Annotated in this window: 19 protein-coding genes and 1 tRNA gene; 14 read left to right on the top strand and 6 right to left on the bottom strand. The window is 63.1% G+C overall.

What is annotated here, in order from left to right; all coding sequences use genetic code 11:
• Positions 1 to 117 precede the first annotated feature (117 nt).
• From bluB to groL, 3 genes are all read left to right on the top strand, one after another.
• Positions 118 to 768 (top strand): 5,6-dimethylbenzimidazole synthase, encoded by a 651-nt coding sequence (bluB, locus tag WIT60_RS14040; RefSeq protein WP_339584509.1) that lies wholly within the window; start codon positions 118 to 120, stop codon positions 766 to 768.
• A 185-nt stretch (positions 769 to 953) separates the two neighbouring features.
• Complete coding sequence (locus WIT60_RS14035; protein WP_339584508.1) at positions 954 to 1,244, top strand: co-chaperone GroES; 291 nt, start codon at positions 954 to 956, stop codon at positions 1,242 to 1,244.
• A 56-nt stretch (positions 1,245 to 1,300) separates the two neighbouring features.
• Positions 1,301 to 2,953 (top strand): chaperonin GroEL, encoded by a 1,653-nt coding sequence (gene groL / locus WIT60_RS14030; RefSeq protein WP_339584507.1) that lies wholly within the window; start codon positions 1,301 to 1,303, stop codon positions 2,951 to 2,953.
• A gap of 106 nt (positions 2,954 to 3,059) precedes the next feature.
• Here groL and WIT60_RS14025 read toward each other — a convergent pair whose 3' ends face one another.
• Positions 3,060 to 3,227 carry a DUF3149 domain-containing protein gene (locus WIT60_RS14025; protein ID WP_339584506.1) on the bottom strand — a complete coding sequence of 56 codons (168 nt, stop codon included), beginning with the start codon at positions 3,225 to 3,227 and terminating at the stop codon, positions 3,060 to 3,062.
• A gap of 130 nt (positions 3,228 to 3,357) precedes the next feature.
• Here WIT60_RS14025 and WIT60_RS14020 point away from each other — a divergent pair, with 130 nt between their 5' ends.
• Positions 3,358 to 5,613 (top strand): patatin-like phospholipase family protein, encoded by a 2,256-nt coding sequence (locus tag WIT60_RS14020; RefSeq protein WP_339584505.1) that lies wholly within the window; start codon positions 3,358 to 3,360, stop codon positions 5,611 to 5,613.
• A 12-nt stretch (positions 5,614 to 5,625) separates the two neighbouring features.
• Here the strand turns inward: WIT60_RS14020 and WIT60_RS14015 are convergent, their stop codons facing one another.
• Genes WIT60_RS14015 through WIT60_RS14005 form a run of 3 tightly spaced genes read right to left on the bottom strand, consistent with a single transcriptional unit; the run spans position 5,626 to position 8,360 of the window.
• Positions 5,626 to 6,768, bottom strand: coding sequence for a protein-glutamate methylesterase/protein-glutamine glutaminase (locus WIT60_RS14015; RefSeq protein ID WP_339584504.1), 1,143 nt, complete (start codon positions 6,766 to 6,768; stop codon positions 5,626 to 5,628).
• Between the two features lie 15 nt (positions 6,769 to 6,783).
• Positions 6,784 to 7,506: a chemoreceptor glutamine deamidase CheD gene (cheD, locus tag WIT60_RS14010; RefSeq protein WP_339584503.1), complete on the bottom strand. Its 723-nt coding sequence runs from the start codon at positions 7,504 to 7,506 to the stop codon at positions 6,784 to 6,786.
• Between the two features lie 26 nt (positions 7,507 to 7,532).
• Entirely contained in the window at positions 7,533 to 8,360 is an 828-nt protein-coding gene (locus WIT60_RS14005) for a CheR family methyltransferase (protein WP_339584502.1), read from the bottom strand.
• A 272-nt stretch (positions 8,361 to 8,632) separates the two neighbouring features.
• On the opposite strand from WIT60_RS14005, the gene WIT60_RS14000 reads away from it, so the two are divergent.
• Genes WIT60_RS14000 through WIT60_RS13990 form a run of 3 tightly spaced genes read left to right on the top strand, consistent with a single transcriptional unit; the run spans position 8,633 to position 10,641 of the window.
• A complete protein-coding gene (locus WIT60_RS14000) occupies positions 8,633 to 9,379 on the top strand; it encodes a GGDEF domain-containing protein (RefSeq protein ID WP_445207707.1) in 747 nt (248 codons plus the stop codon).
• A gap of 8 nt (positions 9,380 to 9,387) precedes the next feature.
• The gene (locus WIT60_RS13995) at positions 9,388 to 10,188 is read left to right on the top strand and encodes a MinD/ParA family protein (RefSeq protein ID WP_339584501.1); all 801 of its coding nucleotides are present in this window, start codon (positions 9,388 to 9,390) and stop codon (positions 10,186 to 10,188) included.
• 33 nt (positions 10,189 to 10,221) lie between these two features.
• A complete protein-coding gene (locus WIT60_RS13990) occupies positions 10,222 to 10,641 on the top strand; it encodes a group II truncated hemoglobin (RefSeq protein WP_339584500.1) in 420 nt (139 codons plus the stop codon).
• A gap of 42 nt (positions 10,642 to 10,683) precedes the next feature.
• Here WIT60_RS13990 and WIT60_RS13985 read toward each other — a convergent pair whose 3' ends face one another.
• Both WIT60_RS13985 and radC read right to left on the bottom strand, forming a co-directional pair.
• Positions 10,684 to 11,385, bottom strand: a complete 702-nt coding sequence (locus WIT60_RS13985; RefSeq protein WP_339584499.1) for a Smr/MutS family protein — start codon at positions 11,383 to 11,385, stop codon at positions 10,684 to 10,686.
• 21 nt (positions 11,386 to 11,406) lie between these two features.
• A complete protein-coding gene (radC, locus tag WIT60_RS13980; protein ID WP_339584498.1) occupies positions 11,407 to 12,075 on the bottom strand; it encodes a RadC family protein in 669 nt (222 codons plus the stop codon).
• Positions 12,076 to 12,344: 269 nt separating this feature from the next.
• On the opposite strand from radC, the gene WIT60_RS13975 reads away from it, so the two are divergent.
• The 7 genes from WIT60_RS13975 to WIT60_RS13945 all read left to right on the top strand — a co-directional run.
• Positions 12,345 to 12,806 (top strand): FKBP-type peptidyl-prolyl cis-trans isomerase, encoded by a 462-nt coding sequence (locus WIT60_RS13975; protein ID WP_339584497.1) that lies wholly within the window; start codon positions 12,345 to 12,347, stop codon positions 12,804 to 12,806.
• Between the two features lies 1 nt (position 12,807).
• Positions 12,808 to 13,794, top strand: a complete 987-nt coding sequence (gene ispH / locus WIT60_RS13970; RefSeq protein ID WP_339584496.1) for a 4-hydroxy-3-methylbut-2-enyl diphosphate reductase — start codon at positions 12,808 to 12,810, stop codon at positions 13,792 to 13,794.
• A 31-nt stretch (positions 13,795 to 13,825) separates the two neighbouring features.
• Positions 13,826 to 15,127 carry a serine--tRNA ligase gene (gene serS, locus WIT60_RS13965; RefSeq protein ID WP_339584495.1) on the top strand — a complete coding sequence of 434 codons (1,302 nt, stop codon included), beginning with the start codon at positions 13,826 to 13,828 and terminating at the stop codon, positions 15,125 to 15,127.
• Positions 15,128 to 15,205: 78 nt separating this feature from the next.
• A tRNA-Ser gene (locus tag WIT60_RS13960) sits at positions 15,206 to 15,296 on the top strand.
• An 858-nt stretch (positions 15,297 to 16,154) separates the two neighbouring features.
• Positions 16,155 to 16,787, top strand: a complete 633-nt coding sequence (locus WIT60_RS13955) for a hypothetical protein (RefSeq protein ID WP_339584494.1) — start codon at positions 16,155 to 16,157, stop codon at positions 16,785 to 16,787.
• On the top strand, positions 16,784 to 17,266 hold the full coding sequence (locus WIT60_RS13950; RefSeq protein ID WP_094478839.1) for a hypothetical protein: 483 nt from the start codon (positions 16,784 to 16,786) through the stop codon (positions 17,264 to 17,266). Before WIT60_RS13955 ends, WIT60_RS13950 begins: the two co-directional genes overlap by 4 nt.
• A gap of 318 nt (positions 17,267 to 17,584) precedes the next feature.
• Positions 17,585 to 18,505 (top strand): IS1595 family transposase (locus tag WIT60_RS13945; RefSeq protein ID WP_339581920.1); only part of this gene is annotated, 921 nt, incomplete at its 3' end.

Genomic DNA, 18,505 nt, shown 5'->3' with positions numbered 1-18,505 from the left:
GCGTCCTGCCATGCCAACGGTTACCCGCCCCTCATGTCAGGTCAAGCCCACGTCAGTGATCCCGCTGAATCGACGGGGTGCCGCGACCACGCTGCCGTCGAGGCACCAGGCGGGCATGTGTTTTCTGCGCAAGACCGCGCGGCGTTCCATCAACTGGTTCAGGCGCGGCGCGACATGCGCCACTTCACGCCAGGTGCTTCCGTCGCGCCCGAGGTGTTGCGGCGCTTGCTGCAAGCGGCTCACCACGCTCCATCGGTCGGGCTCATGCAGCCTTGGCGCTTCGTGCGCATCACCGATACCAGCTTGCGTCGGCGCATCGCCGAGTTGGTCGAGGCCGAGCGGCTGAAGACCTGCGAGGCCCTGGGCGAGCGCGGCGACGCCTTCATGCAGCTCAAGGTTGAGGGCATTCGGGAGTGTGCCGAGCTGCTCGTGGTGGTCCTGGCGCCTGACGATGGCACCGTGTTTGGCCGCCGCACCATGCCCAAGGAAATGGCCCTGTGCTCGGTGGCATGTGCGATCCAGAACCTGTGGTTGGCTGCGCGTGTCGAGAATCTGGGCATGGGATGGGTCTCCATGTTCGATCCCGTTGCATTGGCGCATGAGCTGCAACTGCCTGACACCGCTCAGCCCATTGCGATCCTGTGTCTGGGGCCTGTGCCTCAGTTTTATGACGCTCCGATGCTGGAGCTGGAAGACTGGCGCCACGGTCGGTCGCTGGACGAGATGCTGTTGACCAATTGCTGGCCGCCATCTGCGCTGCGCGGGTGAAGTGTCTGTCGAAATGCCCCTTGAAATGTCTCGGAGCGTCCCTATAATCTGTTAGCACTCGCTGAATGTGAGTGCTAATGGTGAGGTCGCTGCGGCGGCTGAGCCCCACATTCGTACCGTCGATGTGAGCATTCACTCACGTCGAATCCATTGTCAAACCGATGTCTCAAGAGACTGGAGAAGTCATGAAACTGCGTCCCCTGCACGATCGCGTGATCGTCAAGCGCCTGGAACAAGAAACCAAGACCGCCCTGGGCATCATCATCCCCGACAACGCTGCCGAGAAGCCTGACCAAGGCGAAGTGCTGGCCGTTGGCCCTGGCAAGCGCAATGACAAGGGTGAGTTTGTGGCCTTGAACGTCAAGGTGGGCGATCGCGTCCTGTTCGGCAAGTACTCCGGCCAGACCGTCAAGGTCGATGGCGAAGAGCTGCTGGTCATGCGCGAAGAAGACCTGTTTGCCGTCGTCGAGAAGTAATCCGACGCCCTGCGCAAATCCCCATCCATTGATTCACTGAATTCGGAGAAATACACATGGCAGCAAAAGACGTCGTTTTCGGCGGCGAAGCCCGCGCACGCATGGTTGAAGGCGTGAACATTCTGGCCAACGCCGTGAAGGTCACCCTGGGTCCTAAGGGTCGCAACGTGGTGCTCGAGCGCTCCTTCGGCGCCCCCACCGTGACCAAGGACGGTGTGTCCGTGGCCAAGGAAGTCGAACTGAAGGACAAGCTCCAGAACATGGGCGCCCAGATGGTCAAGGAAGTCGCTTCCAAGACTTCTGACAACGCTGGCGACGGCACCACCACCGCCACCGTGCTGGCTCAAGCCATCGTGCGCGAAGGCATGAAGTACGTGGCCGCCGGCATGAACCCGATGGACCTGAAGCGCGGCATCGACAAGGCGGTTGCCGCCCTGATCGCCGAGCTGAAGAAGCAATCCAAGGCCACCACCACCACCAAGGAAATCGCTCAGGTTGGCACCATCTCCGCCAACTCGGACGCTGACGTCGGCGAGATCATCGCCAACGCCATGGACAAGGTCGGCAAGGAAGGCGTCATCACCGTTGAAGACGGCAAGAGCCTGAACAACGAGCTGGAAGTCGTCGAAGGCATGCAGTTCGACCGCGGCTACCTGTCGCCCTACTTCATCAACAACCCCGAGAAGCAAGCCGCGCTGCTGGACAACCCCTTCGTCCTGCTGTACGACAAGAAGATCTCGAACATCCGTGACCTGCTGCCCACCCTGGAGCAAGTGGCCAAGGCCAGCCGTCCGCTGCTGATCATCGCCGAAGACGTCGACGGTGAAGCTCTGGCGACCCTGGTGGTCAACACCATCCGCGGCATCCTGAAGGTTGTGGCCGTCAAGGCGCCTGGCTTCGGCGACCGTCGCAAGGCCATGCTGGAAGACATCGCCATCCTGACCGGCGGCAAGGTCATCGCCGAAGAAGTCGGCATGGCACTCGACAAGGTCACCCTGGCTGACCTGGGCCAAGCCAAGCGCATCGAAGTGGGCAAGGAAAACACCACCATCATCGACGGTGCTGGTGAAGCGGCTGACATCGAAGCCCGCGTCAAGCAAATCCGCATCCAGATCGAAGAAGCCACCAGCGACTACGATCGTGAAAAGATGCAAGAGCGCGTGGCCAAACTGGCCGGTGGCGTTGCCGTGATCAAGGTGGGTGCTGCCACCGAAGTCGAAATGAAGGAAAAGAAGGCCCGCGTTGAAGACGCCCTGCACGCGACCCGTGCCGCCGTCGAAGAAGGCGTGGTTGCCGGTGGTGGCGTGGCCCTGCTGCGCGCCAAGCAGTCCGTGGGTGACCTCAAGGGTGACAACCACGACCAAGACGCTGGCATCAAGCTGGTCCTGAAGGCCATCGAAGCGCCTCTGCGCGAAATCGTGGCCAACGCCGGTGGCGAACCCTCTGTGGTCGTCAACGCTGTCCTGGGCGGTTCGGGCAACTACGGCTTCAACGCTGCCAACGACACCTACGGCGACATGATCGAAATGGGCATCCTGGATCCCACGAAGGTCACCCGCACGGCTCTGCAGAACGCCGCTTCCGTGGCTTCGCTGATGCTGACCACCGAGTGCATGATCTCCGAGGCTCCGAAGGACGAAGCCGCCGGTGGCATGCCCGACATGGGTGGCATGGGCGGTATGGGTGGCATGGGCGGCATGGGCATGTAATGCCCTGAGGTGCGGTTCGCCGCACCTGTCGCCTGGCAACTTCAGCCAGACCAAAGAAAAAGGCCGCTGGGTTCAGCGGCCTTTTTTCATGTCTGCAGGAACTGGCTCAGTGAGCGCGGCCCTCGCGCACATCCTTGTCATGTCGCTCGGTGTCTTGCTTGACGTGTTGAGCAACGTACCAAGCGATGTAGCCCAGCATGACGAACATGAAGGCAATCACGGCCAAGCTCATCAGGCCATAGTCGGTGGTCAGGAAGTCGGTCAATGCTTGCATGATGGTTCTCCGTTGTGCTTTCTTGGATCTATCAAACCGCGGATTGAGCCAGGGCGTTCTGACTTGGATCAAGTTTGTATGCGCCTTGCGCGGCTTTGGCAAGCGGCTTTGACGCGGCACAATCTGCCACATGCTTTCCCCTTTTCTTCGCACGTGCTGGCGTGCTGTCTGTGGCTGGGCCTTGCTCGGCTTGCTCTCGGCCTCGGCGCTGGCAGAGCGGCCCAAGGTCGGCCTCGTGCTGTCCGGTGGCGGGGCGCGTGGCCTGGCTCACGTCGGGGTGCTCAAGGTGCTGGAGCGAGAGCGTATTCCGGTCGATGTGATCGCAGGCACCTCCATGGGGGCCATCGTCGGTGGCCTGTACGCCAGCGGCCTCTCGGCACAGGAAGTGGAGCGGGAAGTCGAGCGACTGGACTGGGACAATGTGTTTGCCAGCCGCGTGGAGCGGCGAGAGCTGTCCCAGCGTCGCAAGGAGCACGACTTCGAAGTCTCCCCCTTGCTGGAAATCGGCATTGGTGCCGATGGATTCAAAGCGCCGTTGGGCTCGCTCTCCAGCCGTGTGCTGGAGGCCCATCTGCGTCGCCTGACCCTGTCGGCCAGCCAGGTCCGCCACTTCGATCAGCTGCCCACCCCCTTCCGTGCGGTGGCGACCGACATGGAAACCGGGCAGGCCGTGATCCTGTCCGAGGGAGACCTGGCCACCGCCTTGCGCAGCAGCATGTCGGTGCCCGGCATTTTTGCGCCGCTGGAGGTCAGTGGGCGCATCCTGGGTGATGGTGGCCTGGTCAACAACACGCCGGTCGATGTGGCCCGCGCCATGGGGGCGCAGCGACTCATCGTGGTCAACATTGGCACGTCGCTGGCGCCGCGTGAAACCCTGTCGACCCTGACCGGGGTGACGGCGCAGATGATCAACATCCTGACCGAGCAAAATGTGCAGCAAAGCCTGCGCTCGCTCACGCCACAGGATGTCTTGATTGCGCCTCGACTGGAAGGGCTGACCTCGGCCGACTTCAACCGGGCACGTGAATTCATGGACCAGGGCGAGGTGCAGGCGGAGGCCATGGTGCTGCGCATGCAGGACCTGCAGATGTCCGCGGCCGATTACGCGGCCTGGCAGGCTGCTCGGCAGCGCCGCCAGCCGCCGCCACCTACCTTGCAGTTCGTGCGCACCGAAGGATCCGAGTTGACCCGACCGGATCGGCGCGCCGACATGTTCGCCAGTCAGCCGGGCCAGGTGTTCGACGTGGCCAAGGCTGAGCGTGACATCAATTTGCTGGCCGCTTCGGGCGACTACCTGCGCACCGACTACCGACTGGTGCGCACACCGCAGGGCGAGGCAGGGCTGGTGTACGAACTGGAGGACAAGCCCTGGGGCCCCAACTATCTCCAGATGGGCCTGGATTTCAGCGCGGACAACCGTGGGCGCAGTGCCTTCAACCTCAAGCTGGTGCACAACCGCCATTGGCTTGACAACGCGGGCAGCGAGTGGCGCAACATCCTGCGTCTGGGCACCAGCCCTTTGCTCGGCACCGAGTGGTATCGCCCCATGGCGTGGCAACTGCCCGATGGGTTGAGCGGCTTTGTGGCCGTGGCGGCCAACGCACAGCGACGCACCTTTGACGTCTACCGCGACCCCGATGGCGAGGAGGAGGCACGCAACGAGCGCGGACAGACCCAGTTCGCCCTGGATGTGGGCCTGAACTGGCGTGAGTTGGGGGAGTGGCGCTTGGGCTGGGTCGAGCAGATCGGGCGCGATCGCCTGTCGTTGGCCTCGGACGACTACCTGATGTCACGCCCTGGCGTGTCTCTGGTGGAGCGGTGGCGGGAGAGTGGCTGGCGCCTCAAGGCTGTGTTCGATCAGTTGGACCACGCCTACTTTCCGTCCAAGGGGTGGCGGCTGGATGGGCAATGGTTCCAGGGGCAAGGTCGTGCGCGCCGTGACAGCAGCTACGCCGAGGGCTACCTGCGCTACCTCGACGTGCAGGGTCAGTGGGTGAATTCCTGGGGGCCCCACACGGTCAGCCTGATGGGCCGCCTGGCCCTCTCCGAGGGGGCGCAGCCGGCGATCGGGCGCTTCGGTCTGGGTGGCTTCCAGCAACTGTCGGGCTACGCGCCCTTTCAGGTGGCCGGGCCTCAAGTGGCCCTGCTGCGGTGGGGCTACCACGTGCGCCTGAGCGACATGATCCTGACCCGAGGCCTGTTTGCGGGCGCCAGCCTGGAGGTGGGCAACGCCTGGCAGCTGCCGCGAGATGTGTGGACGGGACCCAAGAAGACCGGCTTCAGCCTCTACCTGGGTGCCGACACGGCCATCGGGCCGGTGTACACCGCCATCTTGCACAGCCCAGGCGTGGGGCCGACCCTGATGCTGTTTGTCGGTCGGCCGTGATTCGAATCGGGGTCAGACGCGGCTGAGCGCCTGACCCACGGTGGCGCGCAGGTGGTCCAGCACATGCTGCGCAATCTTGTTGAGCGGCAACACCTCCTGCACCGCGCCTGCGGCGATGGCCTCCCGAGGCATGCCGAACACCACGCAGCTGGCCTCATCCTGGGCCACGCAATAGGCGCCGGCATCGCGCATCTCACGCATGGCCTTGGCGCCGTCGGCGCCCATGCCGGTCAGCATGATGCCGATGGCATTGGGCCCGGCCACACGCGCCGCCGACTTGAACAGCACTTCCACGCTGGGCTTGTGGCGGTTGACCGGATCACCGTCTTGAACACGGGCAATGTAGTTGGCGCCCGAGCGCTCCACGCTCAGGTGCAGGCCACCGGGGGCAATGTAGGCATGGCCGGGCAGGATGCGCTCGCCATCGCTGGCTTCCTTGACGCGGATCTTGCACAGCCCGTCCAGACGGGCCGCGTAATTGCGCGTGAAGCCAGGCGGCATGTGCTGGGTGATGACCACGCCGGGGGCGTCTGCGGGCAGCGACAACAGCACCTCCTTGGTGGCCTCGGTGCCGCCCGTCGAGGCGCCAATGAAAATCAGCTTCTCGGTGGACAGACGCCCCAGGCTGTAAGAGCCGGTGTTCAGGGGCTTGGGGGCCGCTGGCGAGGCACCTGGCGTTGCGCGTGCAGCGGATGTCGGCACACCACCGGTGGACGAGGTCGCCGGTGCAGCGCTGGTGGCCAGCCGATGAATGCGTGCTTTCGAGGCCACCCGGATCTTGTCCGTGATGTCGTCGGACAACTGACGCAGGCCGTCCACCACACCGATCTTGGGCTTGGACACGAAGTCCACCGCGCCCAACTCCAGCGCCTTGAGGGTCACCTCGGCGCCGCGCTCCGTCAGCGTGGACACCATCACCACCGGCATCGGCCGCAGGCGCATCAGCTTGGACAGGAAGTCCAGGCCGTCCATGCGCGGCATCTCCACATCCAGCGTGATCACGTCCGGGTTGAGGTTACGGATCATCTCGCGGGCCACGAAGGGGTCGGCCGCCGCGCCGATGCATTCCATGTCAGGCTGTCGGTTGATGATCTCGGTCAGCATGCTGCGAACCAGCGCCGAGTCGTCGACCACCACCACACGAATCTTGGGCATGTCGTTCTCCGCCTGTCAGAACAGGTCGATCGAGCCGCCGCCACTGGAGACGGGGGCCACTTTTTGCGCCGCCAGGCGCTCTTGTTGCAGGATGGCTTCCGGATTGCTGGGCGCCAGGCGCTTGACCATGGCCTTGCCGCTGTGTGGCAGGAAGCAGACCTTGCGCGGATAGATGTCGAGGACGTCCTTGGAGACCACCGGAATGCGTTCGGTCTTGAGGTATTCCATCACGAAGGCGGTGTTGCGCTCACCCACGTTGATGGTGTTCATGCCGCTGATCACCGCGCCACCGCCAAAGACCTTGGCCTCCATCGTCATCCGCGAGGCCCCCAGTTTCAGCAACTCGTTGATCAGCAATTCCATGGCGTACGAGCCATACCGGCCGGAGTCCTGACCATTGCCGCCACTGTCGGGCAGCATGAAGTGGTTCATGCCGCCGACCTTGGCTTGGCGGTCCCACAGGCACACGGCAATGCACGAGCCCAGCGTCGTCATGATCAGCAGGTCTTCGTTGTAGACGAAGTACTCGCCCGGCAGGATCTTGACGGCTTCAGATTTGAAGTGCGCGTCGAAAAAGTAAAAGGAGGCTTCGCCCGGTTTGGGCGTGCGGGCCTTGAGCCGCGCCAGACGCTCCGTGCGTGGTCCGGGTGCCAGGGCCGCCGAGGCCAGAGGTCCCGGCGCTTTGCTGGCGCCCGGGGAGGCACCGCGCGCGTGACCGAAGGGGGGGATGCTGGACATGAGGTGAATCCTTGTGGCGCGGCGGCTCAAACCCGATCGTAGACGGTCTTGCCCTTGAGGACGAAGATGTCACGCGATTCGGTGAAGTTTTCAGAGTGACCGACGAAGAGCATGCCCTTGGGCTTCATGACGCCGTGAATGCGCTCGAGCACCTTGCGCTGCGTCGGGCCGTCGAAATAAATCATCACATTGCGGCAGAACACCACATCGAACGGGTCGCCCAACTGCCATTGGGGCTGCATGAGGTTGAACGGGCGGAATTCCACCATGCGCGTCAATTCCGGCTTGACCCGGATGTAGCCGGTGTTGTTGCCTTTGCCGCGCAGAAAGAACTGCTTGAGCCGTTGCGGGCTCAGGCCGCGCGCACCCGCGTCGTACACCGCGCGGGAGGCCGTTTGCAGCACATTGGTGTCGATGTCGCTGGCCAGGATCTTGACGGGGGCGTTCAGCCCCAGCGTTTCGGCCACCGTGATGGCCAGCGAGTACGGTTCTTCCCCTGTGGAGGCGGCGCAACACCAGATGCGGGTCGGTTGCGGGCCTCGCGCCTTGAGCCAATCGGCCAGGGTGTGAAAGTGGTGCTCTTCGCGGAAGAAGGAGGTCAGGTTGGTGGTCAGGCAGTTGACGAACTCCTGCCACTCCTGATGGGCCTGAGGGCCCGAGGCGCTCTCCAGCCACTGGAGGTAGCTCTCGAACGAGGGGTGTCCGGTCTCCCGCAGACGCCTCGACAGGCGGCTGTACACCATCGCCTGCTTGCCCTCGTGCAGGCTGATGCCCGCTCGATCGTAGATGAGCGTGCGTACGCGCGCGAAATCACGGGCGTGAAAGTGAAACTCGCGGTCGGCAACGGTGTCCATGAAGGCGATGGCGTGAGGGCAAAAACGACGACAGGCAAGAAGGTGTGCCCATGATGACACCTTATCCTTCGTTTGGAATATCGGACTGCATGCCCGCCGGCTTGAGTCTGCCTTTGGTCACACAAATCCGGTTCCGGGCAACTCCTTATTGGGCGCCACAACAGGGTGCTTAAGTGCCGCCCGGCCTGCTAGACTTGCGGACAATTGACGAATTTGTCGTGGAGTGAGCCATCGCATCCCCCAGCTGTCACCCTGCAGTACCTGAGACAAGGTTGATTCCGGAAGGCGTGCTGGATTTGAGCAACGCGGTGGCCTTGCTGACCCAGGCTGGCTGGCGTGCTCCCACGAATGCCCTGGCCGGTGAGTGGCCTTGGGCACAGGCCATTGTCGATGGCCTGTGCGACCTCTCCAGTCGCGACCCGCTCACGGGCCTGGCCAATCGCCGCCAGTTTGAAACCTCTCTGGCGCGTGAGATCGACCGGGTGGCGCGTGTGGGCGAGCCCTCGCTGTTGTTGGTGGCGGACATCGACCATTTCAAGGCCATCAATGACACCCACGGTCACGTGGCCGGCGATGCCGTCATCCGTGCGGTGGCCGAATGCCTGCAGGAGTGCGTCCGCCCCATGGACCTGGTGGCCAGAGTCGGGGGCGAAGAGTTTGCGATGATCCTGCCCAATTGCCCACCCGCCTTCGGCCAGGCCGTGGCCGAGCGCATCCGCCACCGTGTGGCGCAGCGCCAGATCACCCTCCTGGGCGGCAGCCAGACCTCGGTCACCGTCAGCATTGGCGGGGCATTTGCGCCCCAGTGGGTGCGCTCCTCCGTCATCATCTGGTCCGAACGTGCGGACCAACAGTTGTACCGCGCCAAGGCAGAGGGGCGTAACCGCACCTGCCTGGACACCCCGCCCCTGACCGTCGTCAGCGCCGAGGAAAAGAGTTGCCTGTTCAGCAGTCTTGCGCAATCTGACACCCTTTCGGCCTCAGAAATGCTTGAGGAATACCCGAAAACGACCTCATGATGGTGCCCATGCCAGTTTCCGAGACCAATCCTTCCAAACCATCCGGCAAGATTGCCCGCACGGTGGCCGTCACCAGCGGCAAGGGTGGGGTGGGCAAGACCTTCTTCAGTGCCAATCTGGCCACCTCGCTCAGCCGTCAAGGTCTCAAGGTGCTGGTGCTGGATGCCGACCTGGGCCTGGCCAACCTTGACGTCGTGCTGAACCTGTACCCCAAGATCACTCTGCATGATGTGTTCACAGGCAAGGCCCAGCTGGACGAAGCCATCCTCCCGGCGCCGGGCGGGTTCCATGTGCTGCTGGCCGGTTCAGGGCTTGTCGAGTATTCGCGCCTGACGCCAGAGGTGCGCGAAAAGCTGCTCGACATCTTCGAGGCCGTCAAGCCGCGTTTTGATGTGATCATCATTGACACCGGTGCGGGCATTTCCGATGTGGTGCTCTACGCGGTCTCCATGGCCACCGAGGTCATTGTGGTGGCCACGCCAGAGCCGACGTCCATGACCGACGCCTATGCCACCATCAAGGTGTTGGCGGCCCAGCAGTCACGCGAGAAGCTCAACCTGGTGGTCAATCAGGTGGCGCGCCCAGGCGACGGACGCACCATCTGCCAGCAGCTGCAACAGGTGGTCGACCGTTTTGTGGTGAGTCCCAGCGGCGTGGTGCCCAAGCTGCAATTCCTGGGTGACATTCCCTTCGATCCCTGCGTGCGCGAAGCCGTGCGCAAGCGCCAGTTGTTGCTGGAGTTGCACCCCGGCAGCGGTGCGGCCCTGGGCGTGAACCAGGTGGCGGTGCGCCTCCTGGGACGTGCCTGATTTCGCCGGGCTGTTTTCTCTTTCGGTTTTCCCATGCACGATCCCGTTCAGGCCGATGATCCGGCCGAGGCCCTGCCTGCCACGACCGCGTACGCGTTGCTCGGGGGCGATGGCCGGGTGCGTGAGTTGGTCGACCGGTTCTACGACCTGATGGATCTGGAGCCCGCCTACACCGAACTGCGCGCTGCACATGGCACCACGCTGGATGAGGCGCGTGACAAGCTGTATTGGTTTCTCAGCGGTTGGTTGGGCGGCCCCAGCCTGTACATCGAGCGTTTCGGGCATCCGCGTCTGCGTGCCCGGCATCTGCCATTTGCCATCGGCATCAAGGAGCGCGATCAGTGGGTTGCCTGCATGAGCCAGGCCATGGCCGAGGTGCAGGTGCCCGACGAGCTGGCGCAGCGCTTGCAGCAGGCCTTCATGCAGACGGCCGACTGGATGCGCAACAAGTAGGCGAGCCTGCGCATCTCGCGGTAGCGGGTGCGCCTGTCGCGGTCACAGGCTGGATGTCGACCGGCCTTTGCCGGGTTTGAGCAGCACGACCAAGGCGCCGACGCCCCCTTCGTCGGCCCGCGCCTGGACGAAAGCCAGCACCCGCTCACTTTGCACCAGCCAGCGCCGGGTTTTGTCCTTCAGGACAGGCTGCTTGCCAGGGGACCCCAGACCTTTGCCATGCACCACGCGCACGCACCGCCAGCCCTTGAGGTGGGCTTGGCGCAGGAATTCACTCAAGGCTTCACGGGCTTCATCGGTGCGCAAACCATGCAGGTCCAATTCACCCTGTAGCGCCCAGACGCCGCGGCGCAATTTGCGCACCACGTCGATGCCCAACTCGGGGCGGCGCCACGACAATGTTTCATCGGTTTCCAGCAGGCTTTCCACGTCGAATTCATCAGACAGGGATTCGCGCAGGGCGGCCTGTTCGTCAATCTGGCGGCGTGCCGGAATGGGTTGGGGGCGTGGTGGTGTGAGGGTGGCGCGCCCCGTTGGGGCAATCCCATGCACCGCTCCGACCATGCGCTTGAACAAGGCGGCGTCGGCCTCCTGATGGCGTTGCGCGGCCTCACGTCGCGCTTGTTCGGCGCGCTCTTGCTCACGGCGTGCGGCGGCCTCTTTCGCGGCCTTGCTCAGGGCGCGTTTGAGGTCGGCAAAGTCACGCAGTGTGGTGTTGAGAGGGGGCTTGTTGGTGGGGCTCACAAGGCGCAAGCCTACAACAAACTAGATCAGGCCCTTCTCGGCGAAAGACAGGGCCCCGCCCCTTCCCACGACGAGGTGATCCAGGATGCGCACATCCACCAACTGGAGGCTGCTCTTCAAGGTCTGGGTCAGCAGTTCGTCGGCCCGAGAGGGCTCCAGCACGCCCGAGGGGTGGTTGTGGGCCAGGATCACGCTGGCAGCGTTGAGCTCCAGCGTGCGCTTGACTACCTCCCGCGGGTAGACGGAGGTTTGCGTGAGCGTGCCGCGAAACAGCTCTTCGCAAGCGATGAGCCGATGCTGGGCGTCCAGAAAGATCACGGCAAACACCTCGTGAGGCAGGGGGCCCAGGCGCATTTGAAGGTAGTCCTTCACCAGTTGAGGTGAGGAGAACACCGGTTGGCTTTGCAGCGTGCCCGAGAGGCTGCGCCGCGCCATCTCCATCACCGCCAGCAACTCGGCGCGTTTGGCGGGCCCCAGGCCCTTGATGCGGGTGAGTTGTGCCGGAGGGGCAGCCAGCAAGCCAGGTAGGCCGCCCAGATCGGCCAGCACCTTCTCGGCCAGTTGCAACACGCCCAGGCCCTTCATGCCGGTGCGCAGCAGCAGGGCCAGCAGTTCGGCGTCGGCCAGGGCGGACGGACCATGGGTCAGCAGCTTTTCACGGGGGCGCAGGGCGGCAGGCAGGTCTTTCATCGGGCGTGGCCAGGGGGCGAGAGGGGCGGGCGAGGAATTCTCGGCCGAGGTGGCATGGGTGACCATCCTTCGGAAGAAGGCACCCGCAGGAGCGCCCTCCAAAGGAGGGGTGTGAAAGGCGATCCCCGCAGGACATCCATTTCGGAGGAGCCTGACGCGGGACAAGTCTTTCGCTCATACCTCAGCGCAAACAGCTTCTGAAACCTAAAATCGGCGTTTTCTTTCTCTGAAGCCCTGTGGCGGCGTTGGCGCGCGGGGACAACACGACCATGACCTCTGCTGCCCCCGTGGTGACCCCTGGCGCCTTCCTGACCCTGCACTACCGCCTGGCGGGGCCGGACGGCGGTGACGTGATCAACACCTTCAACGAGAAGCCCGCCACGCTGTCCTTGGGCTCGAATGAGTTGGCGCCGGCCATCCAGGCCCGCCTGATGGGCTTGGCCGAGGGCACCCGCACGGTCATTGAATTGGCGCCTGGCGAGGCCTTTGGCCCGCGCAACCCCGAAATGATCCAGCGTGTGGCCGTGTCGCTGCTGCGTCAACTGGGCGACCCCGACGAAACCTGGGATGTGGGTGACGTGGTGCAGTTTCCGACGCCGGATGGCAAAGGCTCGTTCGCGGGCGTCGTGCGCGAGGTGGACCCAGCCGGCGAGTGGCTGCTGTTCGACTTCAACCATCCGCTGGCGGGTGAAGCGTGCACGTTTGAAGTCCAACTGATCGGTGTGCTCTGAGATGACACAGGTTCAAGATGTCCTGTTGGCCGAGCCGCGCGGCTTTTGCGCGGGGGTGGACCGCGCCATCGAGATCGTCGAGCGGGCCTTGGCGCAGTTCGGCGCGCCCATCTACGTGCGTCACGAGATCGTGCACAACACCTATGTGGTCAATGACCTGAAGGCCAAGGGCGCCATCTTCATCGAAGACCTCGCCGAGGTGCCGCCGGGTGCCACGCTGATTTTCAGCGCCCACGGCGTCAGCCAGGAGGTGCGCCGCGAGGCCGATGCTCGTGGGTTCCAGGTGTTTGACGCCACCTGCCCGCTGGTGACCAAGGTCCATGTGGAAGTGGCCAAGCTGCACCGCGAGGGCTACGAGTTCATCATGATCGGCCACAAGGGCCATCCCGAGGTGGAGGGCACGATGGGCCAGGTCACCGAAGGCATCTACCTGGTCGAAGACGAAGACGACGTGGCCACCGTGCAGGTGCAGCGCCCCGAGAAGCTGGCCGTGGTCACGCAGACCACGCTGTCGGTGGACGATGCGGCGGGCATCCTGGCGGCGATCAAGCGGCGCTTTCCACAGATCCGCGAACCCAAGCAGCAAGACATCTGCTACGCCACCCAGAACCGTCAGGACGCGGTCAAGATCATGGCGCCGCAGGTGGACGTGGTCATCGTGGTGGGCAGCCCCACCAGCTCGAACAGCAACCGTTTGCGCGAACTGGCCGAGCGTCTGGGCACGCCGGCTTACATGATCGATTGCCCCGAGGACCTGCAGGAAACCTGGTTCGATGCACACCCGCGCGTGGGTCTGACCGCGGGGGCTTCGGCGCCCGATGTGTTGGTGCAGCAGGTGATCGCGCGTCTGCGTGCGCTGGGCGCCGTGGGCGTGCGCCGCATGCAAGGCGTGGAAGAGCACGTGCGCTTCCCGCTGCCCAAGGGCCTGGGCGGCACCGGTCTGGACCGCCCGCTGCCCGCCGAGCGCAACAGCGACAATAGCCAGTAAGCTCCACCTCATTCCAACCTGATTTCTCACCATGCTCGACATCGCCCTGCTGCGCAAAGACCTTGACAGCGTGCTGGCCCGCCTGGCCAAGCGCAAGAACCCGCAGCCGTTCCTGGACGAGGCCGCTTTCCGTGCCCTCGAAGCCGAACGCAAGACCATCCAGACCCGCACCGAAGAGTTGCAGTCCCAGCGCAACAGCCTGTCCAAGCAGATCGGCATGCTCAAGGGCAAGGGCGAAGATGCCTCGGCTGTGATGGCACAGGTGGGTGGCATCGGTGACGAGTTGAAGGCCAGCGCCGAGCGCCTGGAGGTCATCCAGTCCGAAATGGCCGCGATGCTGCTGGCCGTGCCCAACCTGCCTCACGACAGCGTGCCGGTGGGCTCGGACGAGTCGGGCAATGTGGAAGTGCGTCGCTGGGGCACGCCGGGCACCTACGGTTTCGATGTGAAGGACCATGTGGACGTGGGCGCGCCCTTGGGTCTGGATTTCGAGACGGGGGCCAAGCTCTCCGGCTCGCGCTTCACCTTCCTCAAAGGCCCAGCCGCCCGCCTGCACCGCGCACTGGCCCAGTTCATGCTGGACGTGCAGACGCAAGAGCACGGCTACACCGAGTGCTACACACCGTATCTGGTGCAGGCCAAGGCCCTGCAGGGCACAGGCCAGTTGCCCAAGTTCGAGCAGGACCTGTTCCATGTCACCTCGGGTGACGGCGAGGCGTCGGACAGCAAGTGGTACCTGATCCCGACCTCGGAGGTGACGCTCACCAACACCGTGGCCGACACCATCGTGCCGCTGGAGCAGTTGCCCATCAAGCTCACAGGCCACACGCCGTGCTTCCGCTCGGAAGCGGGCAGCGCGGGCCGTGACACGCGCGGCATGATCCGCCAGCACCAGTTCGACAAGGTGGAAATGGTGCAGATCACCACGCCTGAGCAGAGCTATGCGGCGCTGGAGGAAATGGTGGGTCACGCCGAGGCCGTGTTGCAGAAGCTGGAACTCCCTTACCGCGTGATGTCGCTGTGCACCGGTGACATGGGTTTTGGCGCGACCAAGACCTATGACCTGGAAGTGTGGCTGCCGGCGCAGAACGCCTACCGCGAGATCAGCTCGGTGTCGAACTGCGAGGCCTTCCAGGCCCGCCGCATGCAGGCGCGTTTCAAGACGGCACAAGGCAAGAACGAGCTGGTGCACACTTTGAATGGTTCGGGCCTGGCCGTGGGCCGTGCCATGGTGGCGATCCTGGAGAACCACCAGCAGGCCGATGGTTCGGTGTATGTGCCGGTGGCGCTGCGCCCCTACCTGGGTGGCGCCGAGTTCATTCGCATGGCGTGATCAACGTCTGCAAGAAGCATCAAAACTGATGCTATACTTGTAGGCTACACACCGTTGACCACGGTTGCAACCAGTTTAGGAGAGGTGGCAGAGTGGTCGAATGTACCTGACTCGAAATCAGGCGTACGTGCATAACGTACCGTGGGTTCGAATCCCACCCTCTCCGCCATTAAGTAAGCAAAAAAGCGGCCTACGGGCCGCTTTTTTTATGCTTTCCACCATTGCTTCTACCATTGGCTCAGGTGCTTGAAAATGCATCTAAAGGTGCGTTCTTGCTCCCTCGGACAGCCCAATCGGTAGCCCAGTGTCAGGCCGCGCTCCTGCGCGGAAGCATCTGACCTTGGCGAAAAGCACGAAGCATCCGAATCGCGATATCGCGGCGGACGGCGACGTAGCCATATCTCTGGCTTCACATGCCCGCGCCTGGAGGTCGTGCGTTTGCTGCCCTCCGCTTCATTCGCCTGGACTCGCCTTATCGACCGCCGACGTTCGCACCTCCATATGCTAGGAGGGGACGAAAAAAAACGGCAGTGACCGTTGGAGCGCATCTGCAGTCATCAGGCGTCCAGCGCTGGTGCCGAAGTCACTTCATGTCTCGGCGGGACGCTTGCCGCCGTTTCCGACGCCGGCACCTCTGCGCTCATCCATCGCTGGGCTCAACGACTCCTATATGGTCTCAACGGTCACTGAGATGGTAGAGATTGTCGGCCCCGTCCGAGAGCTGCTGCGCCTGCAACAGCAGAACCCCAGCCGATTTCCTGACTCGGATTGCCGGATTTTTCGTACCTCCTCCGGGAGGCCAGTTTGGACTAGCGACCGCCTATTTCTGAGCCTGGGGCGGAGCACGGCAGGACGAACTTACCCGCTCCAGCTTCCCCTTCAAGAGGACACAGAAATCAAGCCGATGCTGTACCCGGGAATGCTCATCGCGCTAGGACGTCATGCAGGCCGGTCGATGTTCAGTGTGTACGGACGGTCGCCTGAGTCGAAGTTGATGTCAATCAAGCCGCACAGTCTTCGGCATCTCATGAACACAGAGATGTTCCGTAAGAATGTGCCTGACACCATCATTACGCACCAGTTCGGTCGACGGACCGTCGCTCAGAGCTACGAGTATGACCATCGCAACCTCGCAGAGAAGTTGAGCTTCGTCAAACTGCCGCCTGCAGCGTCCAAGGTCCTTCCCGCAGGAAGCGCCAAGGAATTGGTGGGCAAGATGGTCGTCAGTGGTATGGCGCTGCAAAGCCATTTGGGGCAATCGTTTAAGCGCATCCAGCACGAGAGCGGTGATGAAGCAGCCTTCATCTACTTGGCGGCCAACGCAGATGGCTTCCACGTCACGCCGTACGGTTTCTGCACCAACAGCTTCTCTGTCAATCCCTGCACTCGACACCTCAAGTGCTTCGACCAGTGCAAGCACTTTACGGCCAGCGGGGTCGCTGAGCACCGGGTGACTCTTGAAGACCTTCGCTCGAAGCTCGTGGCGATGCGGGACGCGGCTCGTTGCAAGCCGGCCACCACCGTGGGGCGCAAGAACCAGATTGCCCATGCCGAGCGGCTGATTGCTGGTGTGTCGGCTGCGCTTCACGCCCAACCGAACCAATCCGTCTTCGCAGACGGCATCGACCATTCCACCCTGAAAGAGGACATCTTCAAATGAGGCTGCTCTTAGACCCCAAGAACGAGGAGCTGGCCGACATCCTCAACACGCTACTCACCGACAACATCGACATCACAGCGCGGGAGGTGGCACGGCGCCACAGCACGTTGAAGAACCCTTCAGCGTTCACGCGCAATGAGGCTAGAAGCGCGCTCATCGCTGCGGCCCAGGCACAGCAGCAAGGAGTACGCAAAATCGTCGCCGGAGGTGGAGGCGCCGGCAGTCTGCAAGACCAGGCCGCAGGCTACCGGCAGGACATCAAGCGGCTGGAAGCCCAGCTCACGCATATGGTGGCAGCCCACGCCGGCCTCATCCGCGCGGTTCAAATGGCCGGAGGCGGGCCTGCACTTGAGCGGTTCTGGCGAGACTACAAGGCGGTGGGCGACGCGGTACACAGCCTTTCAGCAGCCAACGCCGAGCGTCCAGTAACGCATCTGCCCTTGCGCGTCGTCAAGATGTCAGACGGAACGGCAGATTGAAAGGTCGGAGCCGACCTGCCTGGGTTGAGTTTTTGCAGCAAATCCACAATGCGTTCGCATAACAAAACCACCACTGATTCGCGTCGCCAATCCACCACCTAATCGCGCAGTGGCAACAGCAATGAGCGCTGATGTAGCCGAAGAAAGCTAGCGCCAGCGCAACTGTGTTGGTGTTCCTGTGATGGCAGCTATCGGCCAGAAGCAGACATTCGTTTTGCTATTTATATTCTATCCTGATTAGAAACCTGCCTCAGCGAGGCTCACCCCATGAGCTTGTGACTCACTAATCTGTGGTCTTCTTACAGTGGGGTGAGCACCATGGCCTTCAACCAGATTCAGTTCCAGCACGGCATGTCGATTCCGGAATTCCTTCGTAGCTTTGGCACCGAGGCACAGTGCGCCGAAGCGATCAAGGCCGCGCGCTGGCCTGAGGGATTTCGCTGTCCGCGCTGCTCCAGCAGTGATCACTATGTGGTCGGCCACGGTGTCCGTAAGCTCTTCCAGTGCAATGGCTGTCGGCATCAGACCTCCCTGACCGCAGGCAGTCTCATGGCACACACCAAACTGCCCCTGACGACCTGGTTCTTGGCCATCTACCTCATCAGTCAGGCCAAAACCGGCCTGTCTGCCCTGGCGCTCAAGCGTCAGCTTGGCGTGAGCTATCCCACTGCCTGGCTGTTGCATCAGAAGATCAACCGGGCCATGGCCTCGCAAGACGCCACCCACCAACTCAGCGGCACGGTGCAACTCGATGACGCTTACCTCGGAGGCGAGCGCACAGGCGGCAAAGTCGGTCGGGGCTCCGAGAACAAGGTCCCCTTTGTCGCGGCTGTCTCGGTCAATGATCACGGGCATCCGATGTTCATCAAGCTCAATGTGGTCAGAGGGTTCACCTCTGAAGCGATCAGCAAGTGGGCCAAGTCCAATCTGGCACCGGGCACCAGCGTGCACAGCGATGGTTTGGCCTGCTTCAGTGCGGTGGCCGATGCCGGTTGCCTTCACCTCCCGATGGTGGTCGGCTCCCTCAAGCCGCGCGACCTGCCCAGCTTCAAGTGGGTCAACACCGTGCTGGGCAATCTCAAGACCACGTTGGCCGGAGCCTTCCATGCCCTGAACTACCGCAAGTACGCCGAGCACTACCTTGCTGGCTTCGCCTACAGGTTCAACCGCCGCTTCGATCTGCGTGGTCTGGTCGCAAGTCTCATCGTCGACGTCGTGAGAGCAAAGCCCATCAAGGAA

The sequence above is a fragment of the Aquabacterium sp. G14 genome (genome assembly GCF_037482285.1).
Lineage (GTDB): Bacteria > Pseudomonadota > Gammaproteobacteria > Burkholderiales > Burkholderiaceae_C > Aquabacterium.
This window is presented reverse-complemented; position numbering and strand designations above follow the sequence as displayed.